Below are 18,367 nucleotides of genomic sequence, written 5' to 3'. Positions count from 1 at the left end.
ACTGCATGAAGAGAGGCCCATCTTATGAAAGGGGGCCGCCCTTGAACAGCCCGAAACAGGAGGCAAGGGCGTCCCCCCTGCCAGCAACGCCCGGCCTGGCACCTCTTTTACCGTGCGTCCAGCGCGTCATCCGGCTGCCGCCGCGCCGGCTTATGACTGGGGCGCGGCCTTGATCAGCGCCTCGTAGTGATCAATCAGCTCAGGCCCATGCAGCGGCGAGTCGTGACCGCCCACCACCGTCTTGATCGGCAGCTTCATCGCCTTGAGCCGCTCAAGTGTCTGTGGATAGGCCTTCACATCGGCAAAGCTCAGGTTGCCCAGCTTCTCCTTGAGGATGCAGTTGCCATAGAGCACCTGCTGGTCGGGGAAGTAGACAAAGATACCGTCCGGCGTGTGAGCCGGGCCCGCGTAGAAGGCGCGCAGCTTGCCCTCTTGCAGCGTGAAGTCGCCATCGTGCACCACGTTCGGCAGCACCAACGGCAAGTCCGGGTACTCCGGCAACCCCTTGCGGGTAAAGGCGACAATCTCGGCCCAGTCGCTCTTCATCAGATCCCGGGTCTGGCGGGTCGATACCACCTTGGCCCCGATGGACTTCCAGTAGGCGTTACCGCCCGCCCGATCGGTGTGGTAGTTGGTGTTGATCACCTCCAGCACCGGCTGGCGACTGACCCGTTTGATCAGCTTGTGCAGCTCACGGGCGGTATCTGGCGTCCAGGTCGCCCCCACTACCGTCACCCCCTTGGCCCCGAAATAGACCATGGAGTTTTCCTGTATGTAGTAGTTGTCCTCGACCACATAGACAGGGCCGCTCACTTGCGTCAGCGACATCCCCGCCGCCCGCACGCTGCCACCCCAGAAGCTCGCCACCAGCACCACGGCGCCGGCCAGCCCGCACTTTATCCAACCTTTCATCATCTTGCTCCCTCGAACCAACCGCCCCCTCGCCACCCCTGTGGCAAGCCGGGCCCATTTATCAGTGGGCAGAAAATACGGGGGATTTGTGAAGGGAAAATGGGCTTGTGTGAAGAGAAGGTGAAGTCAGGGGGAAATCGGCAGCAAACCACGACAAGCATGGGGATTTGCAGTGGGGGGAGGGAAATGGTCCGACTATGCCGTCGGCTCCTTGATGTGGGGACGATTAGCGCAGCGTAATCGTCCGTTTGCCGCGCTCGTCCGAATACTCTTAGCTATTGGTACATAACCTTATTTCTGCGAAGTTCAGCACACACCATGACTTCATACGAGACTCACCAAGCAGTAAACTAAGTCCACTTTGATGATGCAGCCCTGTTTACCTTAAGTGGAGTATTAATATGTTCAACGGAGTTCGGGTTTTCGATACTGTTTTAGATGGAAAGAACACAAGAGATATGGTCTCAAGAAACTCAGCTGATTTTTGGAGACCTTTCTGTAAATCTGCAGGATGGAACTTTAATTATGAACGAATCCATTCATTAGATGATCTTAAATACTTTTTTTCAAAGAAAATCAAAGAAGACATCATTATATTTTCAGGGCATGGTAATGAAAATGGATTCTATTTTTCAAATGGAGATTGCCTTGATGGAAAATCAAATAGTTTTATTCCAGTAAAAAACCATGGGAAAGTAATAATATTCTCCTCATGCCTCATTGGGAAAAGCGAGTGTACCTCACAATCCTTAAAATCATTTTTCTCCGCAGAAGCTCTCTTTTCATATCGAAATCTTATGTTAGATAGATTTTGCTTCCTAAATGAATCTATATTGCTCACCTCGATAGAACATAAGCTCAACAGGGGGAAAAGTAGCTTTACAGGAAATGATTTCATTGAGTTTCAAATACAGACTAACTTTATGAAAAACATGAATGAAAAGCATGTAAAACTGCATCCAATGGTTATGTTTTAAACCTTCACACCATCTATTAATAAGTTTTTTAAAATGATAAAAAAACCCACCTGTAATACAGGTGGGTTTTTACACCGTTCATCATCGGTCACGTCAGAATATTTAACTCACAACAATCAAGCCAGCGGCGGCGTGCGTGGCGGCACCATCCGCTTGCTGCCGGTGGACTCGAAGGCCGAGGCGAAGCGCAGCAGCTTGTTGTCGTCATAGGCGCGACCGGCGAAGGTCAAGCCCACCGGCATACCGATATCGGCCATCACCCCCATGGGGACGGTGACGGTCGGCACGCCGAGGTGGCGAATGGCAAGGTTGCCGTTGGCAACCCAGATGCCGTTGCTCCAGGCGATATCGGCGGAGGCCGGATTCACGTCAGCATCAGCCGGGGCGACGTCGGCGACGGTGGGGAACAGCACGGCGTCGAGCTTGAGCCCGTCCATCCAGTCTTCCAGATCCAGCTTGCGGGTCTTTTCCAGACCGCGCAGGCCGTCCGGCACCGAGGCAATCTCGTCAAAGCGCTTGAGACCGCGCTTGGCCATATTGACGTACTCGTCCATGCCCGCCGCCAGATCGCCCTCGCGGTTCGGCAGGGTGCCCGGATCGTGGGGGAAGATCTTCGGCCCATCGACATCGGCCAGCTTGTTCAACTTGGGGTCGCCGTTGGCGCGCAGGAAGTCGTCGAACGCCCAGCCGGAGAGCTCCCACAGCTCGTCGTTGAGGAACTCAGGGCTCACGATGCCGCGATTGAACACGGTCGGTGCGCCGGGTCGGTCCCCTTCGCAGTTGGAGACCAGCGGGAAATCCACTTCAATGACCTCGGCGCCAGCGGCTTCCAGCGCCTTGCGCGCATCTTCCCAGAGCGCAATTACGGCCTCGCGAGTATGGATGCGCTGACCGGTCGGGCCGCCGATGCCGGGGTTGTCGCTGGTGCCGGCCAGTTCATCCTTGTTGATAAACATGCGCGGCACGCCGAGGCGCTTGCCCTTGAGGGCATCGGGCTTGGCAGCCAGATCCAGATAGGAAGCCGGACGTACCTCGGAGGCCTTGGGCAGCTGCACCCAAGGTTGCATGCGCCACAGATCGCCACGGGTATCGGCATCGTCGGCGACCACTACATCGAGCACTTCCAGCAGATCGGCCATGGTGCGGGCATAAGGCACCACCACATCCATGGTCGGAGTCAGCGGCCAGTTGCCGCGCACCGAGATGACGCCACGGGACGGGGTGTAGGCGCACAGACCGTTGTTGGAAGCGGGGCCACGGCCGCTCGACCAGGTCTCTTCGGCCAGACCAAAGGCGGAGAAGCTGGCGGCGGTGGCGGTACCGGCACCGTTGGAGGAGCCGGAGGCAAAGGGCGCGGTCAGGTAGTTGACGTTGTAGGGGCTCTCGGCGCGGCCATAGACGCCGCGCTGCATGCCGCCATTGGCCATGGGGGGCATATTGGTCTTGCCCAGGCAGATGGCACCGGCGGCGCGCAGGCGCTCAACGGTAAAGGCATCGCGCTGGGCCACCAGATCCTTGAAGGCCGGGCTGCCGGAGGCGGCAGTCAGCCCCTTGACCAGATAGCTGTCTTTGGCGGTGTAGGGGATGCCGTCCAGCGGCCCCAGAGTTTCGCCACGGGCGCGGCGAGCATCGGACGCTTGCGCCTCTTTCAGCGCATCGGGGTTGGGGACTACCAAAGCGTTGAGCTTGGTGGCAGTCTCGGGGCCATTGTAGGCGGCGATACGGGCCAGATAGGCCTTGACCAGTTCGACCGCGGTGGTGCGGCCTGCTTCGAGCGCACCGCGCAGCTCGGCAATGGAAACCTCGGTCACTTCGATCATGGGGATCTCCTGTAAAAGGGTGACTGTTTGTCATGATGATCGCCGCATCAGCGCCTGCGACCATCATGTCATCAAGAGATAAAACCCCACGGCGTGGGGCTTTGAATACCAACCTCAGCTGGCTTGGAACAGGCTCTTATTTCCCGGAAGGGATTTGCTGAGTAATGCAGTGGATATTGCCACCGCCCAGCAGGATCTCGCGAGCCGGCACGCCGACGACCTTATGCTCCGGGAAGATCTCTTCCAGAATGCGCTGGGCTTCGCCGTCGGTGGCGGCATCCAGCAGCGGGTAGACGATGCGATCGTTGGTGATGAGGAAGTTCACGTAGGAGCCGGCCAGACGACCTTCTGCCTCGCGCGGCACACCGGTACCGCTCTCGACACCGGCAGACTCTTCCTGGGTGCAGTAGAGCGGGCCCGGCTGGGGCAGCTTCCACACTTTCAGCTTGCGCCCCTTGGCGTCGACCGCCGCTTCCAGCACCTTGAGGGCGGCCACGGAGCGGGCGTACTGGGGATCGTTCTGGTCGTCAGTCCAGTGCAGGGCCACTTCACCCGGGCGCACGAAGCAGCACATGTTGTCGATGTGGCCGTCGGTTTCGTCCATGTAGACGCCTTCATCCAGCCAGATAAAGCTCTGCACGCCCAGATAGTCGCGCAGGTGAGCTTCGATCTGCGCTTTGCTCAGGTGCGGGTTGCGGTTTTCGTTGAGCAGGCACTCGGCGGTGGTCAGGCAGGTGCCTTCGCCGTCGACGTGGATGGAGCCCCCTTCCAGAATGAGCGGCGCGTCGTAACGATCCATGCCGTGCTGTGCCAGCATCTGGGCCGCCACTTGCTCGTCTTGATCCCAGGGGTAGTAGAGACCGCCCTTGTGGCCGCCCCAGGCGTTGAAGCCCCAATCCACCCCACGGCACTCGCCAGCCGCGTTGGTGACGATGGTGGGGCCGCTGTCGCGGGCCCAGCAGTCATCGCTGTTCATCTCGACCAGGGTGACGTGGCTGGGCATGATGGCGCGAGCCTGCGCCATAAACTGGGCCGGCACCCCCATAAAGACCGGGGTGGCTTGCCCAATGGCATCCGCCACCTTGGCGAAGGTGACTTGCGCGAAGCGACCGGCCTCACGCCAGTTGTCCGGGCGAAACGGCCAGATCATCCAGACGGCCTGCTGGTGTGCCCACTCGGCGGGCATGGTGAAGCCGTCAGCGGCCGGCGTGGTGTTCATGGTCTTGATGCTCATCGCAAGGCTCCTTGCATGGATTGAGACCCCGCTGGCGTGAAAACGCGGCGCGGGGATCCTGGAAAAATAACAGTGGTCGCAGTGTAAGAAGTTGCGCTCACATCCATCAAATGAATAGGATGGATTGTCCCATAAGCCTGGCAAATAATCTTGATGAAACTGCACCAGCTCGACCTCAACCTGCTGCTCGCCTTTGACGCCCTGATGGCGCAGGGCAGCGTCACCCGCGCCGCCGAAACCCTCTTTATCAGCCAGCCCGCCATGAGCCATGCACTCAATCGTCTGCGCACCTTCTTTGGCGATCCGCTGCTGGTGCGCACCCCGCAGGGGATGCTGCCAACCCCGCGCGCCCAGCGGCTGCATCTGGGGGTGCAGCAGGCGCTGCGACTGCTGGAACAGCAGCTCAGCGACGAGGAGGTGTTCGAGCCGAGCCAGTCGAAGCGCCGCTTCGTGCTCTGCACCACGGATTACGTGGAGTGCGTGCTCATCCCGCCCCTGATCCAGTGCCTCAAACGGCTGGCCCCCGGGGTCACCATCGAGATCCGCATCCTGCGCGACACCCTGCCCGAAGCCGAGCTGGCGAGCGGTGAGATAGATCTGGTGCTGGGCTTTGACGAGTACATGCAGGTGCCGGGGTATCTGGGCAAGGAGACCTGGCTCACCGAGCCGCTGGCCGGGCTGGTGCGCGCCGATCTGCCGATGGCCGCCCCGGCGCTTGCAGAGAGTGGGGATAACTCGGCGCTGCAGGGCGAGCGCATCAGCTTGACGCAACTGATCGAGATGCCCCACGTGTTCCATTCGCCCCTTGGCACCTCGGAGGCGAGCCTGGATCGCTATCTGAAAACGCTGGGCTTCAGCCGCACCATCTCGGTCAACAGCCAGAGCTATATGTCCGCCGCCGCCATCGTCAGCCAAAGCGATCACCTGCTGGTGCTGCCCAGCATGGTGGCCGAACTGCTCGCCAGCCACTGGCCGCTGAAAAGCCTGCCGCTGCCCGAAGATGTGCCGGATTATCATCTCAACTGCGTCTGGCACCCGGTGCATGCGCAGCAACCGGCCCTGGTGTGGCTCAAGAATCTGATGAAAGAGCTGGTTAATCCGGAGTAACCCGGCTGGGAGTGCCCTCCCCCTCATCCCCAACCCTTCTCCCGCAAGGGGAGAAGGGGGCTGGTTCCGTGCCACTGGCGATATGGCTGACAACCTGCCTGCCTGCCTGCCGGGGTGAAGCATATCCATCCCACAACGATCGACTCATCAGTTCATCAGTTCATCAGTTCATCAGTTCATCAGTTCATTGTCACAAAACCCCACTCAAGCCCGAGATGATCGACAAGATGACAAATGTCACTCGATCTGTCCCCTCTCCCTCTGGGAGAGGGTCAGGGTGAGGGGAAGCAACCCACTCAGTCACCAGACGAGAGAATGGCTATATCTAATAGCGTCAAATAGCTCTGGATAGGCACCATGAGAACCCATCCGTTTGCCAAGCGCATGAGGCGAGAAGCCACCCTTGCCGAACAGAAGCTGTGGCTGCAATTGCGCGACCGCCGTCTGGCTGGGGTGAAATTCCGTCGCCAGATGCCCATCGGGCCCTACATTGTCGATTTCATCTCTCTTGAACAGAGGTTGATCATCGAGGTAGACGGGTCACAGCACAACGAACCGGCGGGGCGGCAATATGATGGTGCAAGAACGGCCTACCTCAATCAGCAGGGCTTTCGGGTGATCAGGGTGTGGAATAACGATGTGTTGAGTCGGATGGAGGCCGTACTGGAACTTCTTTTGCTCTCATTGCGCTGAGCAGAGCCCTCCCCCTCATCCCCAACCCTTCTCCCGCGAGGGGAGAAGGGGGCAAACAACCCGGCTACGCGTGACATCCCCATAAACAACCATGGCTCCCGCGGGAGCCATGGTTGTTTATGGGAGAGGCATTATGCCCGCAGGGCCGTCATCAGCTGGGTGACCACGCCGCCCAGCAGGACGGGGTCGGGGCGGCACTGGGCGAAGGTGACCAACCCCTGGATGTTGATGAGCAGAAAGGCGGTCAGGGTCTGGATGTCGCGCCCGGCCGCCAGCTCGCCGCGCTCGAGGGCCAGGCTCAGCACCGCGGCCAGATCGGCATCCAGCTCGCCATAAATGGCCTTGAGCTTCAGGTGCAGCTCTTCGTCCTGCTCCGCCAGCTCCATCAGGGTGCGGGTCACCAGACAGGTGCCGCAGAGGGCGTCGTTCACCACCTGCTCGAGATAAGCCTGCACCCCCGCCAGCGGGCTCGCGGCGGCGAAGAAGCTGCGCCGCAGGGCGCTCTTCTCCTGCACATAGTGGTCGACCGCCGCCAGCAGCAAGCCGCGCTTGTTGCCAAACGCCGCGTAGAGGCTGCCCGGATGCAACCCGGTCGCCGCCACCAGCTCCTGCATGGTGGTCTTGGCGTAACCCTTGGCCCGAAATGCCTCCATGGCATTTCGCAAGACGTCGTCCCGGTTGAACTCGGCGCTGCGCATGGTTTCTCCGTTGAAAAAGCGGATTCACCGGCCTTGGGCCGGTGGGGGGAAATAAGAGGGCGGCAAGTTTACCCCAGCGGGACGGCAACACCAACCCATGTTGAATGCTCGTTCAAAAAAGACTTGCACACAAAACAAAAAACGTCTTGAATGCACGTTCAAGAATCACTCCCTCAGGACAGACGATCATGAATACCCTGTTTCAGCCCTATCGCCTCAACGACACCCTCACCCTCGCCAACCGTTTCATGATGGCTCCCCTCACCCGCTGCATGGCGGGCCCGGGCCTGGTGCCCACCGAGCAGATGGCCGCCTATTATGCGCGCCGCGCCGACATCGGCCTCATCATCTCCGAAGCCACCATCATCCGGCCGGACGGTCAGGGCTACCCCAATACTCCTGGGCTCTACAGCGCCGAGCAGATCGCCGGCTGGAAGAAAGTGACCGGCGCCGTACATGCCAACGGCGGCAAGATCTTCGCCCAGCTGTGGCACGTGGGTCGTCTCTCCCACCCCTTCTTCCACCACGCCGAAGTGCTGGCCCCCTCTGCCGTCGCCCATGAGGGCACGGTGCCGCGCATGCGCGAGCTGGTCTATCAGGTGCCGCGCGCCCTGACCGAGCGCGAAATCGCCCAGCTGGTCGAGGATTACGCCCAGGCCGCCGCCAACGCCATCGAAGCGGGCTTTGACGGGGTGGAGATCCACGGTGCCAACGGCTACCTCATCGATCAGTTCCTGCACCACGCCAGCAACCTGCGCACCGACAACTACGGCGGCAGCCCGGAGAACATGAGCCGCTTCGCGCTGGAAGTGGTGGATGCCATCAATGCCCGCATCGGCGGGGATCGGGTGGGCCTGCGCCTCTCCCCCGGCGCCTATGTGCACCTGGAAGGGGATGCCCGGGATCGCGCCGTGTTCGACCACCTGCTGGCCGAGCTGAACCAGCGCAACCTGGCCTATGTGCATCTGGGCATCTTCGATGACAGCCTCACCTTCGACTACCTGGACGGCCGCGCCTCCGACTACCTGCGCGCCCGCTACGACGGCCATCTGGTGGGGGTGGGCAACTACAGCGCCGAGACCGCAGCCGAGGCCATCGAGGCCGACCGCTTCGACCTGGTCGCCATCGGTCGCCCGCTCATCGCCAACCCGGACTACCTCGCCAAGGTGAAACAGGGCGATGCCCTGGTGCCCTATGCCGACACCATGCTGGCCGAGCTGGTCTAACGCTCGCCGGCACCTTGCCTGACCAAGGATGGGATCCGCGCCCTCGCGCGGGTTTCCAATGTTTGGGCCCCTCTCGGGCCCTTTTTTGTGCCTGCTCGTCATGCCCGCCAGTTCCGTGATCCCTCGCTGACCCAATAAAAAAGTTGCTAGTAACAACTAGTTGGCTATATTGGTTGTTGATGACAACCAAATAGGAAGCCCTGATATGGATCTCCGCCCCCTGCGCGCCCTGTCGCGCGATCTGGTTCGCGAACTCGGCATGCTCTCCCAACAGTGCGGCGAACTGGCGCTCAGCCCGCTCGAAGCCCATCTGCTGATCGAGCTGGAGAGCGGCCCCGCCACCAACCAGCAACTGGCCGAACGGCTGCGCATCGACAAGTCCAACGCCAGCCGCCCGCTGGCCCGCCTGGCCGAGCGCGAGCTCATCAGCTGGCATCCCCATCCGTCCGATGGTCGCAGCAAGGAGGCGCGCCTCACCATCGCCGGCCAGGCTCAACTGCTGGATCTGCATCAGGAGATGGACAGCGCCATGGAGGAGACCCTGGCCCAACTCACCCTCGCCGAGCGCGAGCAGCTGTGGGAAGGCCTGCGCCTCTATCGCAGCGCGCTCTCCCGTGCCCGCCGCCAGCAGGGCTATCGCATTCGCCCCATCACCCAGGCCGATAACCCAGCCATCGCTGCCGTGGTGCGCGCCGTCTCCGCCGAATACGGCCTCACCGCCGACAAGGGCTACGGCGTAGCGGATCCCAATCTCGACTTTCTTCATGAAACCTACCTGGGTGAGCGCAGCCGCTACTGGGTGATCGAGGGCCCCGATGGCTCCATTCTGGGCGGGGGCGGCATAGCGCCGCTGGCGGGGGAAGAGGGGCAAGTCTGCGAGCTGCAGAAGATGTACTTCATGCCCTCCCTGCGCGGGCTGGGACTGGGACGGCGGCTGGTGCTGCAGGCGCTGGACGAGGCGCGCTCGCTCGGCTATCAGCGCTGCTACCTGGAGACCACCGCCGTGCTGCGCGAGGCCACCGCACTCTACGAGTCCCTGGGCTTCGAGCACCTGCCGGGGCCGCTCGGCAGCACAGGCCACGATGCCTGCGAGATCTGCATGGTGCTGGCGCTCGCCGCCAACGAGACCCTGCCTGTGGCGTGAGGCATAAATACCGGATGAACAAGGGCGGCCCTGGTGCCGCCCTTTTTTTGCCTGTCGCTCAGAGCCGGGCGGCGAGTGGCGCGAAGAAGCATGAAGGGCGAGGCCTGACGTCAGCCGGTGTTAGCGGACGGTGTTTGCAGTCAGGCCAAGGCAGACAGGGGCACCGGGCGCCTGTCAGGTGGGAAAGTAGAACCAGGCCGTTTTGATAAGGCCGGCCTCCACCTCGAACACCGCCATGCTTTCGATGGGCTCGGGGGAGAGGCCATAGATCAACTCGTGATCGAACACCTTGTTGCCAATGACGGTGCGCGCCAGCAGCTCGGCCCGCAGGGCCGGGTTGTTGAAACGATGCTCGGCATAGAAGGCGCTGAGCGCCTCCTTGCCCACTGTGCTCGGGCTCTCCGTCGGCATCCGGTACCCCTTGAACGCGTCGGAGAAGCAGCCCAGGAAGGCCTCGAGATCGTGGGCGTTGTAAGCGTTAAATTGTGCCTCGACGGGCAGTTCGACCGACATGCATCACTCCCTGAATCATGTGTAAGCCTCCTTTATAGGGGGCATTGCTCCCCCTTGTCGACCGGTGACGGCGGCGCTCCCCCCATCCGCGCCCTGTTCGCCATACAAAAAGAGACCCCGCCGAAGCGGGGTCTCTTTTTATCTTGTCTGCCTGTCGGCGAGCCCTTGTCAGTGCTCGCGGGTCTGGCGGAACTGGACGTCGGCGTGACGCTCCTGGGCCAGGCGCAGGTTGACCATGGTCGGCGCGATGTAGGTGAGGTTGTCACCGCCATCGAGGGCCAGGTTGACCTCGTTCTTGCGCTTGAACTCCTCGAACTTCTTGACGTCGGTCCCTTCCACCCAGCGGGCGGTGGCGACGTTGACCGCCTCGTAGATGGCCTCGACGTTGTACTCGCTCTTGAGGCGCGACACTACCACGTCGAACTGCAGCACACCGACCGCACCGACGATGAGATCGTTGCTGATGAGCGGACGGAACACCTGCACCGCCCCCTCTTCGGAGAGCTGCACCAGCCCCTTGAGCAGCTGCTTCTGCTTGAGCGGGTCGCGCAGGCGGATGCGGCGGAACAGTTCCGGCGCGAAGTTCGGGATGCCGGTGAACTTGAGATCCTCACCCTGAGTAAAGGTGTCGCCGATCTGGATGGTGCCGTGGTTGTGCAGACCGATGATGTCACCGGCGAAGGCGTCTTCCGCCTGCTCACGGTCACCGGCCATGAAGGTCACGGCGTCGGAGATGTTCACGTCCTTGCCGATGCGCACGTGGCGCATCTTCATGCCCTTGCTGTAGGTGCCGGAGACGATGCGCATAAAGGCGATACGGTCGCGGTGTTTCGGATCCATGTTTGCCTGAATCTTGAACACGAAACCGGAGAACTTCTCCTCGGTCGCCACCACTTCGCGGCTCTCGGCCTTGCGCGGCATGGGGGCCGGCGCCCAGTCGGTCAGGCCGTCCAGCATGTGGTCGACACCGAAGTTGCCGAGTGCGGTACCGAAGAAGACCGGGGTCATCTCGCCGGCGATGAAGGCGTCGTGATCGAACTCGGGGGAGGCGCCCTGCACCAGCTCCAGTTCACCGCGCAGCTGGGCCGCCAGATCGTCGCCGATGGCGGCGTCCAGCTCGGGGTTGTTCAACCCCTTGACCACCCGCTTCTCCTGGATGGTGTGGCCCTGACCGCTCTGATACAGATAGGTCTCGTCCTTGTAGAGGTGATAGACACCCTTGAAGGACTTGCCGCAGCCGATGGGCCAGGTGATGGGGGCGCACATGATGTTGAGCTCGCGCTCCACCTCGTCCATAACCTCCATGGGATCGCGCACTTCGCGGTCCAGCTTGTTCATGAAGGTGAGGATGGGGGTGTCACGCAGCCGGGTCACTTCCATCAGCTTGCGGGTCCGGTCTTCAACACCCTTGGCGGCGTCGATGACCATCAGGCAGCAGTCGACCGCCGTCAGGGTACGGTAGGTATCTTCGGAGAAGTCCTCGTGACCCGGGGTATCGAGCAGGTTGACCAGGCAGTCGGCGTAGGGGAACTGCATCACCGAGGTGGTGATGGAGATACCGCGCTGCTTCTCCATCTCCATCCAGTCGGATTTGGCGTGCTGGCCCGAGCCACGGCCCTTGACGGTACCGGCGCGCTGAATGGCCTGTCCGAACAGCAGAACCTTTTCGGTGATGGTGGTTTTACCCGCATCCGGGTGCGAGATGATCGCAAAAGTGCGTCTCTTGGAGACTTCACTCAGAAATTCAGCTGACATAATTCAACGTTCTTCTATTGGGCGGCGGCCTTGGCCACCGTGGGAATAATTCCGGGATGCCGCATTGACTCACGGTCAGGCATGGATACGCAACGGGCCACTCGGGCGGGCATCAGATCCGCCGGTGGAGAGAGGAAGAGGGTTGCGTTACATGGGTCTTCTCGCCTGAGCCAAAGCAAAATTGCGCGACATTATACCCGCGCGAGTGAAAAATACCCAGCCCGGCTTTGCAGGGTGGTGCGCCCTATTCGGCCCGCATCACCTGGTTGCGGCCGGCTTGCTTGGCCCGGTACATGGCCTCGTCGGCCCGCTGCACCAAATCTCCCAGCGTCTCGTCCTGGGGCCCCTGCTGAGCACAGCCGATGCTGACGTTGACAAAACGCCCCTCCGGCATCCCCTCGATACGCAGCTGGGAGACGCGATGACGGATCCGCTCCGCCACTTCCATCGCCTCGTCCAGACAGGTGTCGGGCAGCAGCACCAGAAACTCTTCGCCGCCGTTGCGCCCCACTCTGTCCAGCGAACGCAGCTGGGCGGCGATGCACTTGGCCACGGCGGCCAGCACCAGATCCCCCACGTGGTGGCCCAGCTGGTCATTGACCAGCTTGAAGTGGTCGATGTCCAGCAGCAGCACCGAGAAGGGCTTGCCCTGCTCCCTCGCCTGTCTGAACCAGTTCTGGCCCTTGTTCTGGATCTGGCGGCGGTTGTGCAGCCCGGTCAGATCGTCGGTCATGGCGAGCCGGCGCATCTGGCGGGAGCGATTGAACTGGTGCAGCGCCAGCATGCCCATCACCAGCAACAGCAGGGCCACCACCACGTACTGCCAGTGGCGCCGCTCCTGCAGCTGCTTGAGCTTGGCCTCCTGCAGCAGCTGCTTGGTCTTGAGGGCCTGGTTCTCCAGCTCCTTGCGGGCCAGGTCGAACTCGAAGCGCATCTGCAACGAGCGCTGCTCCCTGAGCACCCGTTCCAGCGAGTGCTTGGTCTCGACAAACAGCTTGAGGTTGCTGAGGGCGGCGCTGATCTGGCCCTGCTGCTCCAGGATCCGCGCCCGCACCTCGTAGACCCGCGCCAGGAAGCGCTGGTTCTTCTCCTTGACGAAAATGGGTTCGGCGTGGGCCAGGTAGTAGAGCGCCTTGGTCGGGTTGCCCTGCGCCGCCTCCGCCATCCCCATCACCAGCTGCCAGTGACCCAGGGTCACGCTGTCGGAGGTCTCGCGCCCCTGCAAAATGGCGTCAGCCTGGCGCAACTTGCTCACCGCCTCGGTCACCTTGCCCTGATTGAGCAGTATGGTGGCGATCTCGATCCGGACCCAGGCCAGCAGCCCCTCTTTCTGCTGAGAACGATAGAACTGCTCGGCCATCTTCATCAGCGGCAGCGCCCGGTCATACTCCCCCATCTCGGAGTAGAGCAGCCCCTGCTGGGAGCGGATCCTCACCAGCGGCTCCTGGGCACGCAGGGCGCTGTAGTCATGGGCCAGCTCTTCGAAATACCCCTCGGCCCGCTCATAGAGCCCCATCCGCCGATAGGCGTTGGCGATCTGGGCCAGAACCTCCCGCGCCTTGCCATCCAGCCCCAGCGACTCAAAGCGCTTGTGCGCCTCGATGAGCTCCATCAGCCCCTCCGCCAGCTCCCCCTGATAGGCGTACATGTCGCCGCGCAAGCTGAGGATGTCCGCCTCCTGCACCCGATCGCCGAGCCGGCGGGCCAGCACCAGCGCCTGCTGGTAGTCCTCCTTGGCCTGTTCCATGTTGCCGAGCATCTGCTGATGAAAGGCGCGGCAGGCCAGCAGACCTGTCTCGGTGATCCTGTCCTTGCGGGCCTGGGCACCGGTCAGTTCCTGGTCGGCAAAGTCCACCACGGCACGGTACTCGTCGTCCCACTCGGAAGGCATGGCCCAGCACTGCAGCCGCACGATGCGCCCCTGCACGTCGGGGGGATAGGCCTCCTTGCTCGCCACCAGGGCGGCGATGCGCAGCCGGAACATGCGATCGGGCTGGAACCCCTCCTCCAGCAGCTGTAACTCGCGGGAGAGCTGGGGCTCGGTCAGCGGCGCCCGGGCCGCCCAGGCGAGGGGCGTACACAATCCCGTCAACAGGATCAGGGTCATGATGCGTTTCATGCCGGTTCGGTTTCCCCTCAGGTGGTGCTAGTACACGAATATGCTCACTCCCCCCATCATATCTCGCCTTGCAGCAACACACAGCAACCATGGAAAAAGAGAGGAGATAGGCCAGATCCGGCAGGCTCTCACGCTGACCGAACGCGCCCCTTTACAGATGGAAAATCAGCATCGACTATAGGCGCCATCCAACACAGGGAAGCGCAGGTTGATGACATATCAGGAGCTGCAGGCGGCCTACGACAAGCTGCTGCAGGAGAACGAACGGCTCAGGCGGGTCGCCGACGATGCGCGGGAGAAGCTGGAAGCCGCCATGGACGGCACCGGTCTGTGCATCTGGCAGAATCACGTCCCCACCGGCAAGCTCATCATCTTCAACCGGCGCTGGGGTTCCATGCTCGGCTATCAGCCCAAGGAGCTGTCGGCCCACTTCGACGTCTGGCGCGAGCATCTGCATCCGGAAGACAGGGAGCGGGTGCTGCAGGCCTTCTTCGATCACCTGAGCGGCAAGAGCCCGTTTTATCAGGTGATGCACCGGATGATCGCCAAGGACGGCAAGACCACCTGGGTGCTGGACCGGGGCCGGGTGGTGGAGCGGGACGCACAGGGCAACCCCGTTCGGGTGATGGGCACCCACATCGACATCACCCACGAGAAGGAGTACGAACAGCAGCTGGCCCGGCTCGCCCACCGGGATCCCCTCACCGGCCTTGCCAACCGCACCGCCCTGCAACGCAAGTTCAACCAGGGTTTCAAAGCCATCTGCTTCATCGATCTCGACGACTTCAAGCAGGTCAACGACAACCTGGGCCACCGCGCCGGCGACGAGCTGCTGATCGCCCTCACCCGCCGGCTGCGCGACTGTTGCGAGGAGGGGGTGAAGATAGGCCGGCTCGGCGGCGACGAATTCGTGCTGCTGCTGCCCTGGGCCAGCGACGATCCCCGCACCAGCCAGCTGGCCAGCCAGTGCATCGACGCCATCGCCACCCCGTTCGAGCTGCCCAACGGCGACGCCTCGGTGGGCTTGAGCATGGGGATTGCGGCAATCCGGCCGCAGGATGATTTCAGCACGGCGCTGGCCCGGGCCGACCAGGCCATGTATCGGGTCAAGCGCAGCGGCAAGCGGGGCTTTCATGTCGCCCGGCCGAGTGGCCAGCCACTGCTGGATCAGGAGCAGGTCAACGAGCGCGGGCTCGGCCACCAGCCCCGCCCCTGAACAGGGTCAGATGGGCAGCGGCCCCATCACCTTGACCGCCCGAATGGCGAAGTGGCTGCTGATGTCGTTGACCATGTCCTGGGACTGCAACCGCCGGATCCATTGCTCGTAGGCGGGCAGGTCGGGTACCACTACCTCCAGCAGGTAGTCGTAGTTGCCGGAGACGGTGTGACAACTGATCACCTCCGCCATGGCCGCCACCGCCTGCTCGAAGGCCTCCACCAGCGGCTCCCTGTGCTGACTGAGCCGCACGTTGACGAAGATGGTGATGCCAAGCCCGAGCTTCTCCCGCGCCAGCACGGCGCGATACCCCCGTATATGGCCCTCCCCCTCCAGCCGCTTCAGGCGCCGGGCACAGGGGGAGGCGGACAAGCCGACCTGCTCCGCCAGCTCCACGGTAGTGAGGCGCCCATCCTGTTGCAGCAAGCGCAGCAGATGTAAATCAATCCTGTCGAGCATCTTGGTGATATCCGGTAAAAATCCCTTTTGGATTGGCTGAAACTAGCAATTACACCCCAATTTCTCAAACAGTTTGCCCTGCAACACCCTCCCCCCTGGCGTGATAATGACCCGGGACACGCCATGGAGGGAGCCCGATGTCATTCACACCATCACCCCGTTGCAGCGGCTGGGCCGCCGCCCTCGCCACCGTGCTGCTCTGGTCCGGTTTCTTTCTCTCCCTGCGCCTTGGCGCCGAGGAGAAACTCCCGCCACAGGCGCTGGCGCTGCTGCGCTTCGGTATCCCGGCCCTGCTGCTGCTCCCCTATTACTGGCGTCACCGCATCCGTCTGCGCCGCACGCCCCTGCGCTGGCAGCTGGCCATGCTGGCGGGAGCCGGCCTGCCCTTCTTCTGGCTCGGCGCCACCGGCATGCAGCTGGCCCCGGTGGCCCAGGGCAGCGCCCTGATCCCAGGCACTGTGCCCCTCATGGTCAGCCTGCTGGGCCTGCTGTTGTGGCGCGCCCCCTGCCCCCTGCAGCGGTGCTGGGGGCTCGCCCTCATCGCCCTGGCCACCGCCATCCTGTTGCTGGGCGGAGAACCGGGATTATGGCAGGGACAGCTCTGCTTTCTGGGGGCGACCCTGCTGTGGGCCCTGTTTACCCTGGCGGTCAGACGCAGCGGACTGGCGGCTCTGGATGCGGCCGCGCTGGTGGCGGTGCCGTCGGCCCTGTTGCTGCTGCCGACGCTCCTGTGGAGCCCCTTGCCCACCGTGAGCCATGCCAGCGTCTGGCTCTGGCAGGGTCTGCTGCAAGGGATAGGCGCCGGCTTGCTGGCGGCACTCTGTTACGCCCACGCCATCCGCACCCTGGGCGCTGAGGTCAGCTCGGCGCTGGGCTCGCTCACGCCCGTGATGGCGGCCATGCTGGCCTGGTGGCTGCTGGGGGAGAGCATCACGCCGCCGGTGTGGCTGGCGCTTGGCCTCTTGTGTGTCGGGGTGGTGCTGGCCAGTCTGCCGGCACGGCGGGTTTCAGCTGCGCTGCCAGCGGCGCAACAGGCGACCGCGCAGGCCGCAGTCGAGTAGCCAGCTGTTGTCGAACACCCGCAGCAGCGCCGGTTTGGCGTGGCGGGACATGGCCACCGCGTGGAAGCGGGTCTGCTGCTTGCGCTGGCGGTTCATCCGATCCAGTAGGCTGTGAGGCAGGCTCTGGGCGATAAAGTCGGAGACCACCAGTACGTCCGCTCTGGCAAAGGCGGGGTCATCCAGCTTGATCAGGGCCTTCTCGAGGCAGGGCACCAGATCGGTGCCGCCGTGAAAACTCATGGAGAGGAAGCGCTCCGCCTTGTCGAGCCCGGTGTCGGCGGTGATCTCCAGGGTCGCCACCTCGGTGGAGAAGAGCATCAGGTAGCAGCCTCGCTTCTCGTCCATCGCCACCTTGAGCAGCGCCAGAAACAGCGCCTTGGCGCACTCCTCCGGGTAGCCCCCCATGGAGCCCGAGGTGTCGATGCAGACGATGAAGGGCCCCCGCTGCTGCAGTTGCCGCCCGCCAAGCTCAGGGGTGCGCAGCATGATGCGCTGGCGCGGCAGGGTGCCGCGCGACTGGTAGCTGAGCAGGCGCCGCTCCAGATAGCGGCGGTAGAACTCCAGCTCCAGCTCCGGCAGCGCCAGCATCACCGCCTCGCTCGGCAAGAGTCGCATCAGGTCGCTGGCCGGGTGGATGCCCACCAGATCGTCCGGCACGTCGTCGGTCTGCACCTCTTCCAGTTCGTGCACCTGCACCGGCGGCACCGGCGAGTCGTTGGCCCGGTTGTCCTGCTCGCTGCGTCCCAGCAGGTTGGCGATCTCCGCCAGCAGTGGCTCGCGCTGCAGCATGCGAGCGTACTGCTTGACCAGCACCAGGCTGCGCTTGTGCCAGCTCCCCTGCGCCAAATCCCAGAGCCCGCCGGCGGAGATCTGGTTGGGATCGAGCGCATCGGCCAGGGTACGGCTCGCCAGCAGCTGATCTTCGATCTCCTGGCGCTGCTTCTCCCGCTCCGCCTCGGCGATCTGCTGCTGCAGCTGCAGCAGGCTGCCCACCAGGCTGGTGCGCCACTTCTCGATCAACAGCTGGCGCTGGCTGTCGGTGGGGTGAGCCATCAGCTGGCGCACCAGGCTGCGCGCCTCGCCGGCGAAAGGGCTGTACTGCTCAAGCCCGTCCAGCAGGGCCGGCAGGCGCCCCATCAGCTCGGCCAGCGGCAACCCCTTGTGGGCCTGATAGAGGCGATACTCCTGCTCCAGCGCCACCGGCACCGGCTTGTGGCGCATCTCCTCCCCCAGCTGATCGCTCCAGCGGCGGATGCGCTTTTGCAGCAGTTTGCCCTGCAGCGGGGAGCGTTTGATGAACTCGGAGATCTTGGGGGTGGAGGCCAGCAAGAGCGCCATTTCGCCCGCCAGCTCCCCCTCGCCCATGAGCAGCCCCAGATCCATCATGCCGATCTCAAGCATGGCGACCTCCGCCGACCAGGCTCACCACAGTC

16 protein-coding genes are annotated in these 18,367 nt (G+C 62.8%); 7 read left to right on the top strand and 9 right to left on the bottom strand.

All coding sequences use genetic code 11. The features are described from left to right. Positions 1–150: 150 nt before the first annotated feature. On the bottom strand, positions 151–912 hold the full coding sequence (locus AB5Y81_RS01380; RefSeq protein WP_236665263.1) for a CphA family subclass B2 metallo-beta-lactamase: 762 nt from the start codon (positions 910–912) through the stop codon (positions 151–153). A gap of 401 nt (positions 913–1,313) precedes the next feature. Between AB5Y81_RS01380 and AB5Y81_RS01375 the strand changes: the two genes are divergently transcribed. Beyond that, positions 1,314–1,889: a hypothetical protein gene (locus tag AB5Y81_RS01375; RefSeq protein WP_201899685.1), complete on the top strand. Its 576-nt coding sequence runs from the start codon at positions 1,314–1,316 to the stop codon at positions 1,887–1,889. A gap of 116 nt (positions 1,890–2,005) precedes the next feature. Here AB5Y81_RS01375 and AB5Y81_RS01370 read toward each other — a convergent pair whose 3' ends face one another. Then, positions 2,006–3,709 carry an amidase gene (locus AB5Y81_RS01370; protein ID WP_368146513.1) on the bottom strand — a complete coding sequence of 568 codons (1,704 nt, stop codon included), beginning with the start codon at positions 3,707–3,709 and terminating at the stop codon, positions 2,006–2,008. A gap of 136 nt (positions 3,710–3,845) precedes the next feature. Further along, entirely contained in the window at positions 3,846–4,943 is a 1,098-nt protein-coding gene (gene aguA, locus AB5Y81_RS01365; protein ID WP_279484857.1) for an agmatine deiminase, read from the bottom strand. Between the two features lie 153 nt (positions 4,944–5,096). Between aguA and AB5Y81_RS01360 the strand changes: the two genes are divergently transcribed. After that, the gene (locus tag AB5Y81_RS01360) at positions 5,097–6,050 is read left to right on the top strand and encodes a LysR family transcriptional regulator (RefSeq protein WP_279485511.1); all 954 of its coding nucleotides are present in this window, start codon (positions 5,097–5,099) and stop codon (positions 6,048–6,050) included. A gap of 357 nt (positions 6,051–6,407) precedes the next feature. Next, entirely contained in the window at positions 6,408–6,743 is a 336-nt protein-coding gene (locus AB5Y81_RS01355; protein ID WP_005308961.1) for an endonuclease domain-containing protein, read from the top strand. Between the two features lie 131 nt (positions 6,744–6,874). Here AB5Y81_RS01355 and AB5Y81_RS01350 read toward each other — a convergent pair whose 3' ends face one another. Beyond that, positions 6,875–7,441 (bottom strand): TetR/AcrR family transcriptional regulator, encoded by a 567-nt coding sequence (locus AB5Y81_RS01350; protein ID WP_208200065.1) that lies wholly within the window; start codon positions 7,439–7,441, stop codon positions 6,875–6,877. 188 nt (positions 7,442–7,629) lie between these two features. Here AB5Y81_RS01350 and AB5Y81_RS01345 point away from each other — a divergent pair, with 188 nt between their 5' ends. Then, complete coding sequence (locus tag AB5Y81_RS01345) at positions 7,630–8,667, top strand: alkene reductase (protein ID WP_019839899.1); 1,038 nt, start codon at positions 7,630–7,632, stop codon at positions 8,665–8,667. 205 nt (positions 8,668–8,872) lie between these two features. Next, the gene (locus AB5Y81_RS01340) at positions 8,873–9,811 is read left to right on the top strand and encodes a bifunctional helix-turn-helix transcriptional regulator/GNAT family N-acetyltransferase (RefSeq protein ID WP_279484858.1); all 939 of its coding nucleotides are present in this window, start codon (positions 8,873–8,875) and stop codon (positions 9,809–9,811) included. 174 nt (positions 9,812–9,985) lie between these two features. Here AB5Y81_RS01340 and AB5Y81_RS01335 read toward each other — a convergent pair whose 3' ends face one another. The 3 genes from AB5Y81_RS01335 to AB5Y81_RS01325 all read right to left on the bottom strand — a co-directional run bounded on the left by AB5Y81_RS01335 (position 9,986) and on the right by AB5Y81_RS01325 (position 14,186). Further along, positions 9,986–10,324 (bottom strand): nuclear transport factor 2 family protein, encoded by a 339-nt coding sequence (locus tag AB5Y81_RS01335; RefSeq protein ID WP_065018273.1) that lies wholly within the window; start codon positions 10,322–10,324, stop codon positions 9,986–9,988. Positions 10,325–10,492: 168 nt separating this feature from the next. Next, complete coding sequence (gene prfC, locus AB5Y81_RS01330; RefSeq protein WP_085947086.1) at positions 10,493–12,082, bottom strand: peptide chain release factor 3; 1,590 nt, start codon at positions 12,080–12,082, stop codon at positions 10,493–10,495. A 241-nt stretch (positions 12,083–12,323) separates the two neighbouring features. Continuing rightward, positions 12,324–14,186 carry a diguanylate cyclase gene (locus AB5Y81_RS01325; protein ID WP_341536318.1) on the bottom strand — a complete coding sequence of 621 codons (1,863 nt, stop codon included), beginning with the start codon at positions 14,184–14,186 and terminating at the stop codon, positions 12,324–12,326. Between the two features lie 223 nt (positions 14,187–14,409). On the opposite strand from AB5Y81_RS01325, the gene AB5Y81_RS01320 reads away from it, so the two are divergent. Further along, positions 14,410–15,414 (top strand): sensor domain-containing diguanylate cyclase, encoded by a 1,005-nt coding sequence (locus tag AB5Y81_RS01320; RefSeq protein WP_226009944.1) that lies wholly within the window; start codon positions 14,410–14,412, stop codon positions 15,412–15,414. 6 nt (positions 15,415–15,420) lie between these two features. Here the strand turns inward: AB5Y81_RS01320 and AB5Y81_RS01315 are convergent, their stop codons facing one another. Beyond that, positions 15,421–15,873 (bottom strand): Lrp/AsnC family transcriptional regulator, encoded by a 453-nt coding sequence (locus AB5Y81_RS01315; protein WP_043169196.1) that lies wholly within the window; start codon positions 15,871–15,873, stop codon positions 15,421–15,423. A gap of 137 nt (positions 15,874–16,010) precedes the next feature. On the opposite strand from AB5Y81_RS01315, the gene AB5Y81_RS01310 reads away from it, so the two are divergent. After that, positions 16,011–16,934 (top strand): DMT family transporter, encoded by a 924-nt coding sequence (locus AB5Y81_RS01310; RefSeq protein ID WP_208200074.1) that lies wholly within the window; start codon positions 16,011–16,013, stop codon positions 16,932–16,934. Here AB5Y81_RS01310 and viaA read toward each other — a convergent pair. Further along, on the bottom strand, positions 16,881–18,335 hold the full coding sequence (viaA, locus tag AB5Y81_RS01305) for an ATPase RavA stimulator ViaA (RefSeq protein WP_025202217.1): 1,455 nt from the start codon (positions 18,333–18,335) through the stop codon (positions 16,881–16,883). The two genes, AB5Y81_RS01310 and viaA, sit on opposite strands and share 54 nt — an antisense overlap. Positions 18,336–18,367: the final 32 nt, after the last annotated feature.

Source organism: Aeromonas sp. s2, from assembly GCF_040907935.1.
GTDB lineage: Bacteria > Pseudomonadota > Gammaproteobacteria > Enterobacterales > Aeromonadaceae > Aeromonas > Aeromonas dhakensis.
The sequence above is the reverse complement of the archived record's forward strand: the minus strand, read 5'-3'. Positions and strand labels throughout refer to the sequence as shown.

Excerpts from the sequence above, each read along its gene's own strand:
- AB5Y81_RS01350 (WP_208200065.1), bottom strand. The coding sequence starts at position 7,441 with ATGCGCAGCGCCGAGTTCAACCGGGACGACGTCTTGCGAAATGCCATG.
- AB5Y81_RS01335 (WP_065018273.1), bottom strand. The coding sequence starts at position 10,324 with ATGTCGGTCGAACTGCCCGTCGAGGCACAATTTAACGCTTACAACGCC.
- AB5Y81_RS01345 (WP_019839899.1), top strand. The coding sequence starts at position 7,630 with ATGAATACCCTGTTTCAGCCCTATCGCCTCAACGACACCCTCACCCTC.
- AB5Y81_RS01355 (WP_005308961.1), top strand. The coding sequence starts at position 6,408 with ATGAGAACCCATCCGTTTGCCAAGCGCATGAGGCGAGAAGCCACCCTT.
- AB5Y81_RS01370 (WP_368146513.1), bottom strand. The coding sequence starts at position 3,709 with ATGATCGAAGTGACCGAGGTTTCCATTGCCGAGCTGCGCGGTGCGCTC.
- AB5Y81_RS01340 (WP_279484858.1), top strand. The coding sequence starts at position 8,873 with ATGGATCTCCGCCCCCTGCGCGCCCTGTCGCGCGATCTGGTTCGCGAA.
- aguA (WP_279484857.1), bottom strand. The coding sequence starts at position 4,943 with ATGAGCATCAAGACCATGAACACCACGCCGGCCGCTGACGGCTTCACC.
- AB5Y81_RS01325 (WP_341536318.1), bottom strand. The coding sequence starts at position 14,186 with ATGACCCTGATCCTGTTGACGGGATTGTGTACGCCCCTCGCCTGGGCG.
- viaA (WP_025202217.1), bottom strand. The coding sequence starts at position 18,335 with ATGCTTGAGATCGGCATGATGGATCTGGGGCTGCTCATGGGCGAGGGG.
- AB5Y81_RS01375 (WP_201899685.1), top strand. The coding sequence starts at position 1,314 with ATGTTCAACGGAGTTCGGGTTTTCGATACTGTTTTAGATGGAAAGAAC.
- AB5Y81_RS01315 (WP_043169196.1), bottom strand. The coding sequence starts at position 15,873 with ATGCTCGACAGGATTGATTTACATCTGCTGCGCTTGCTGCAACAGGAT.
- AB5Y81_RS01360 (WP_279485511.1), top strand. The coding sequence starts at position 5,097 with ATGAAACTGCACCAGCTCGACCTCAACCTGCTGCTCGCCTTTGACGCC.
- AB5Y81_RS01310 (WP_208200074.1), top strand. The coding sequence starts at position 16,011 with ATGTCATTCACACCATCACCCCGTTGCAGCGGCTGGGCCGCCGCCCTC.
- AB5Y81_RS01320 (WP_226009944.1), top strand. The coding sequence starts at position 14,410 with ATGACATATCAGGAGCTGCAGGCGGCCTACGACAAGCTGCTGCAGGAG.
- AB5Y81_RS01380 (WP_236665263.1), bottom strand. The coding sequence starts at position 912 with ATGAAAGGTTGGATAAAGTGCGGGCTGGCCGGCGCCGTGGTGCTGGTG.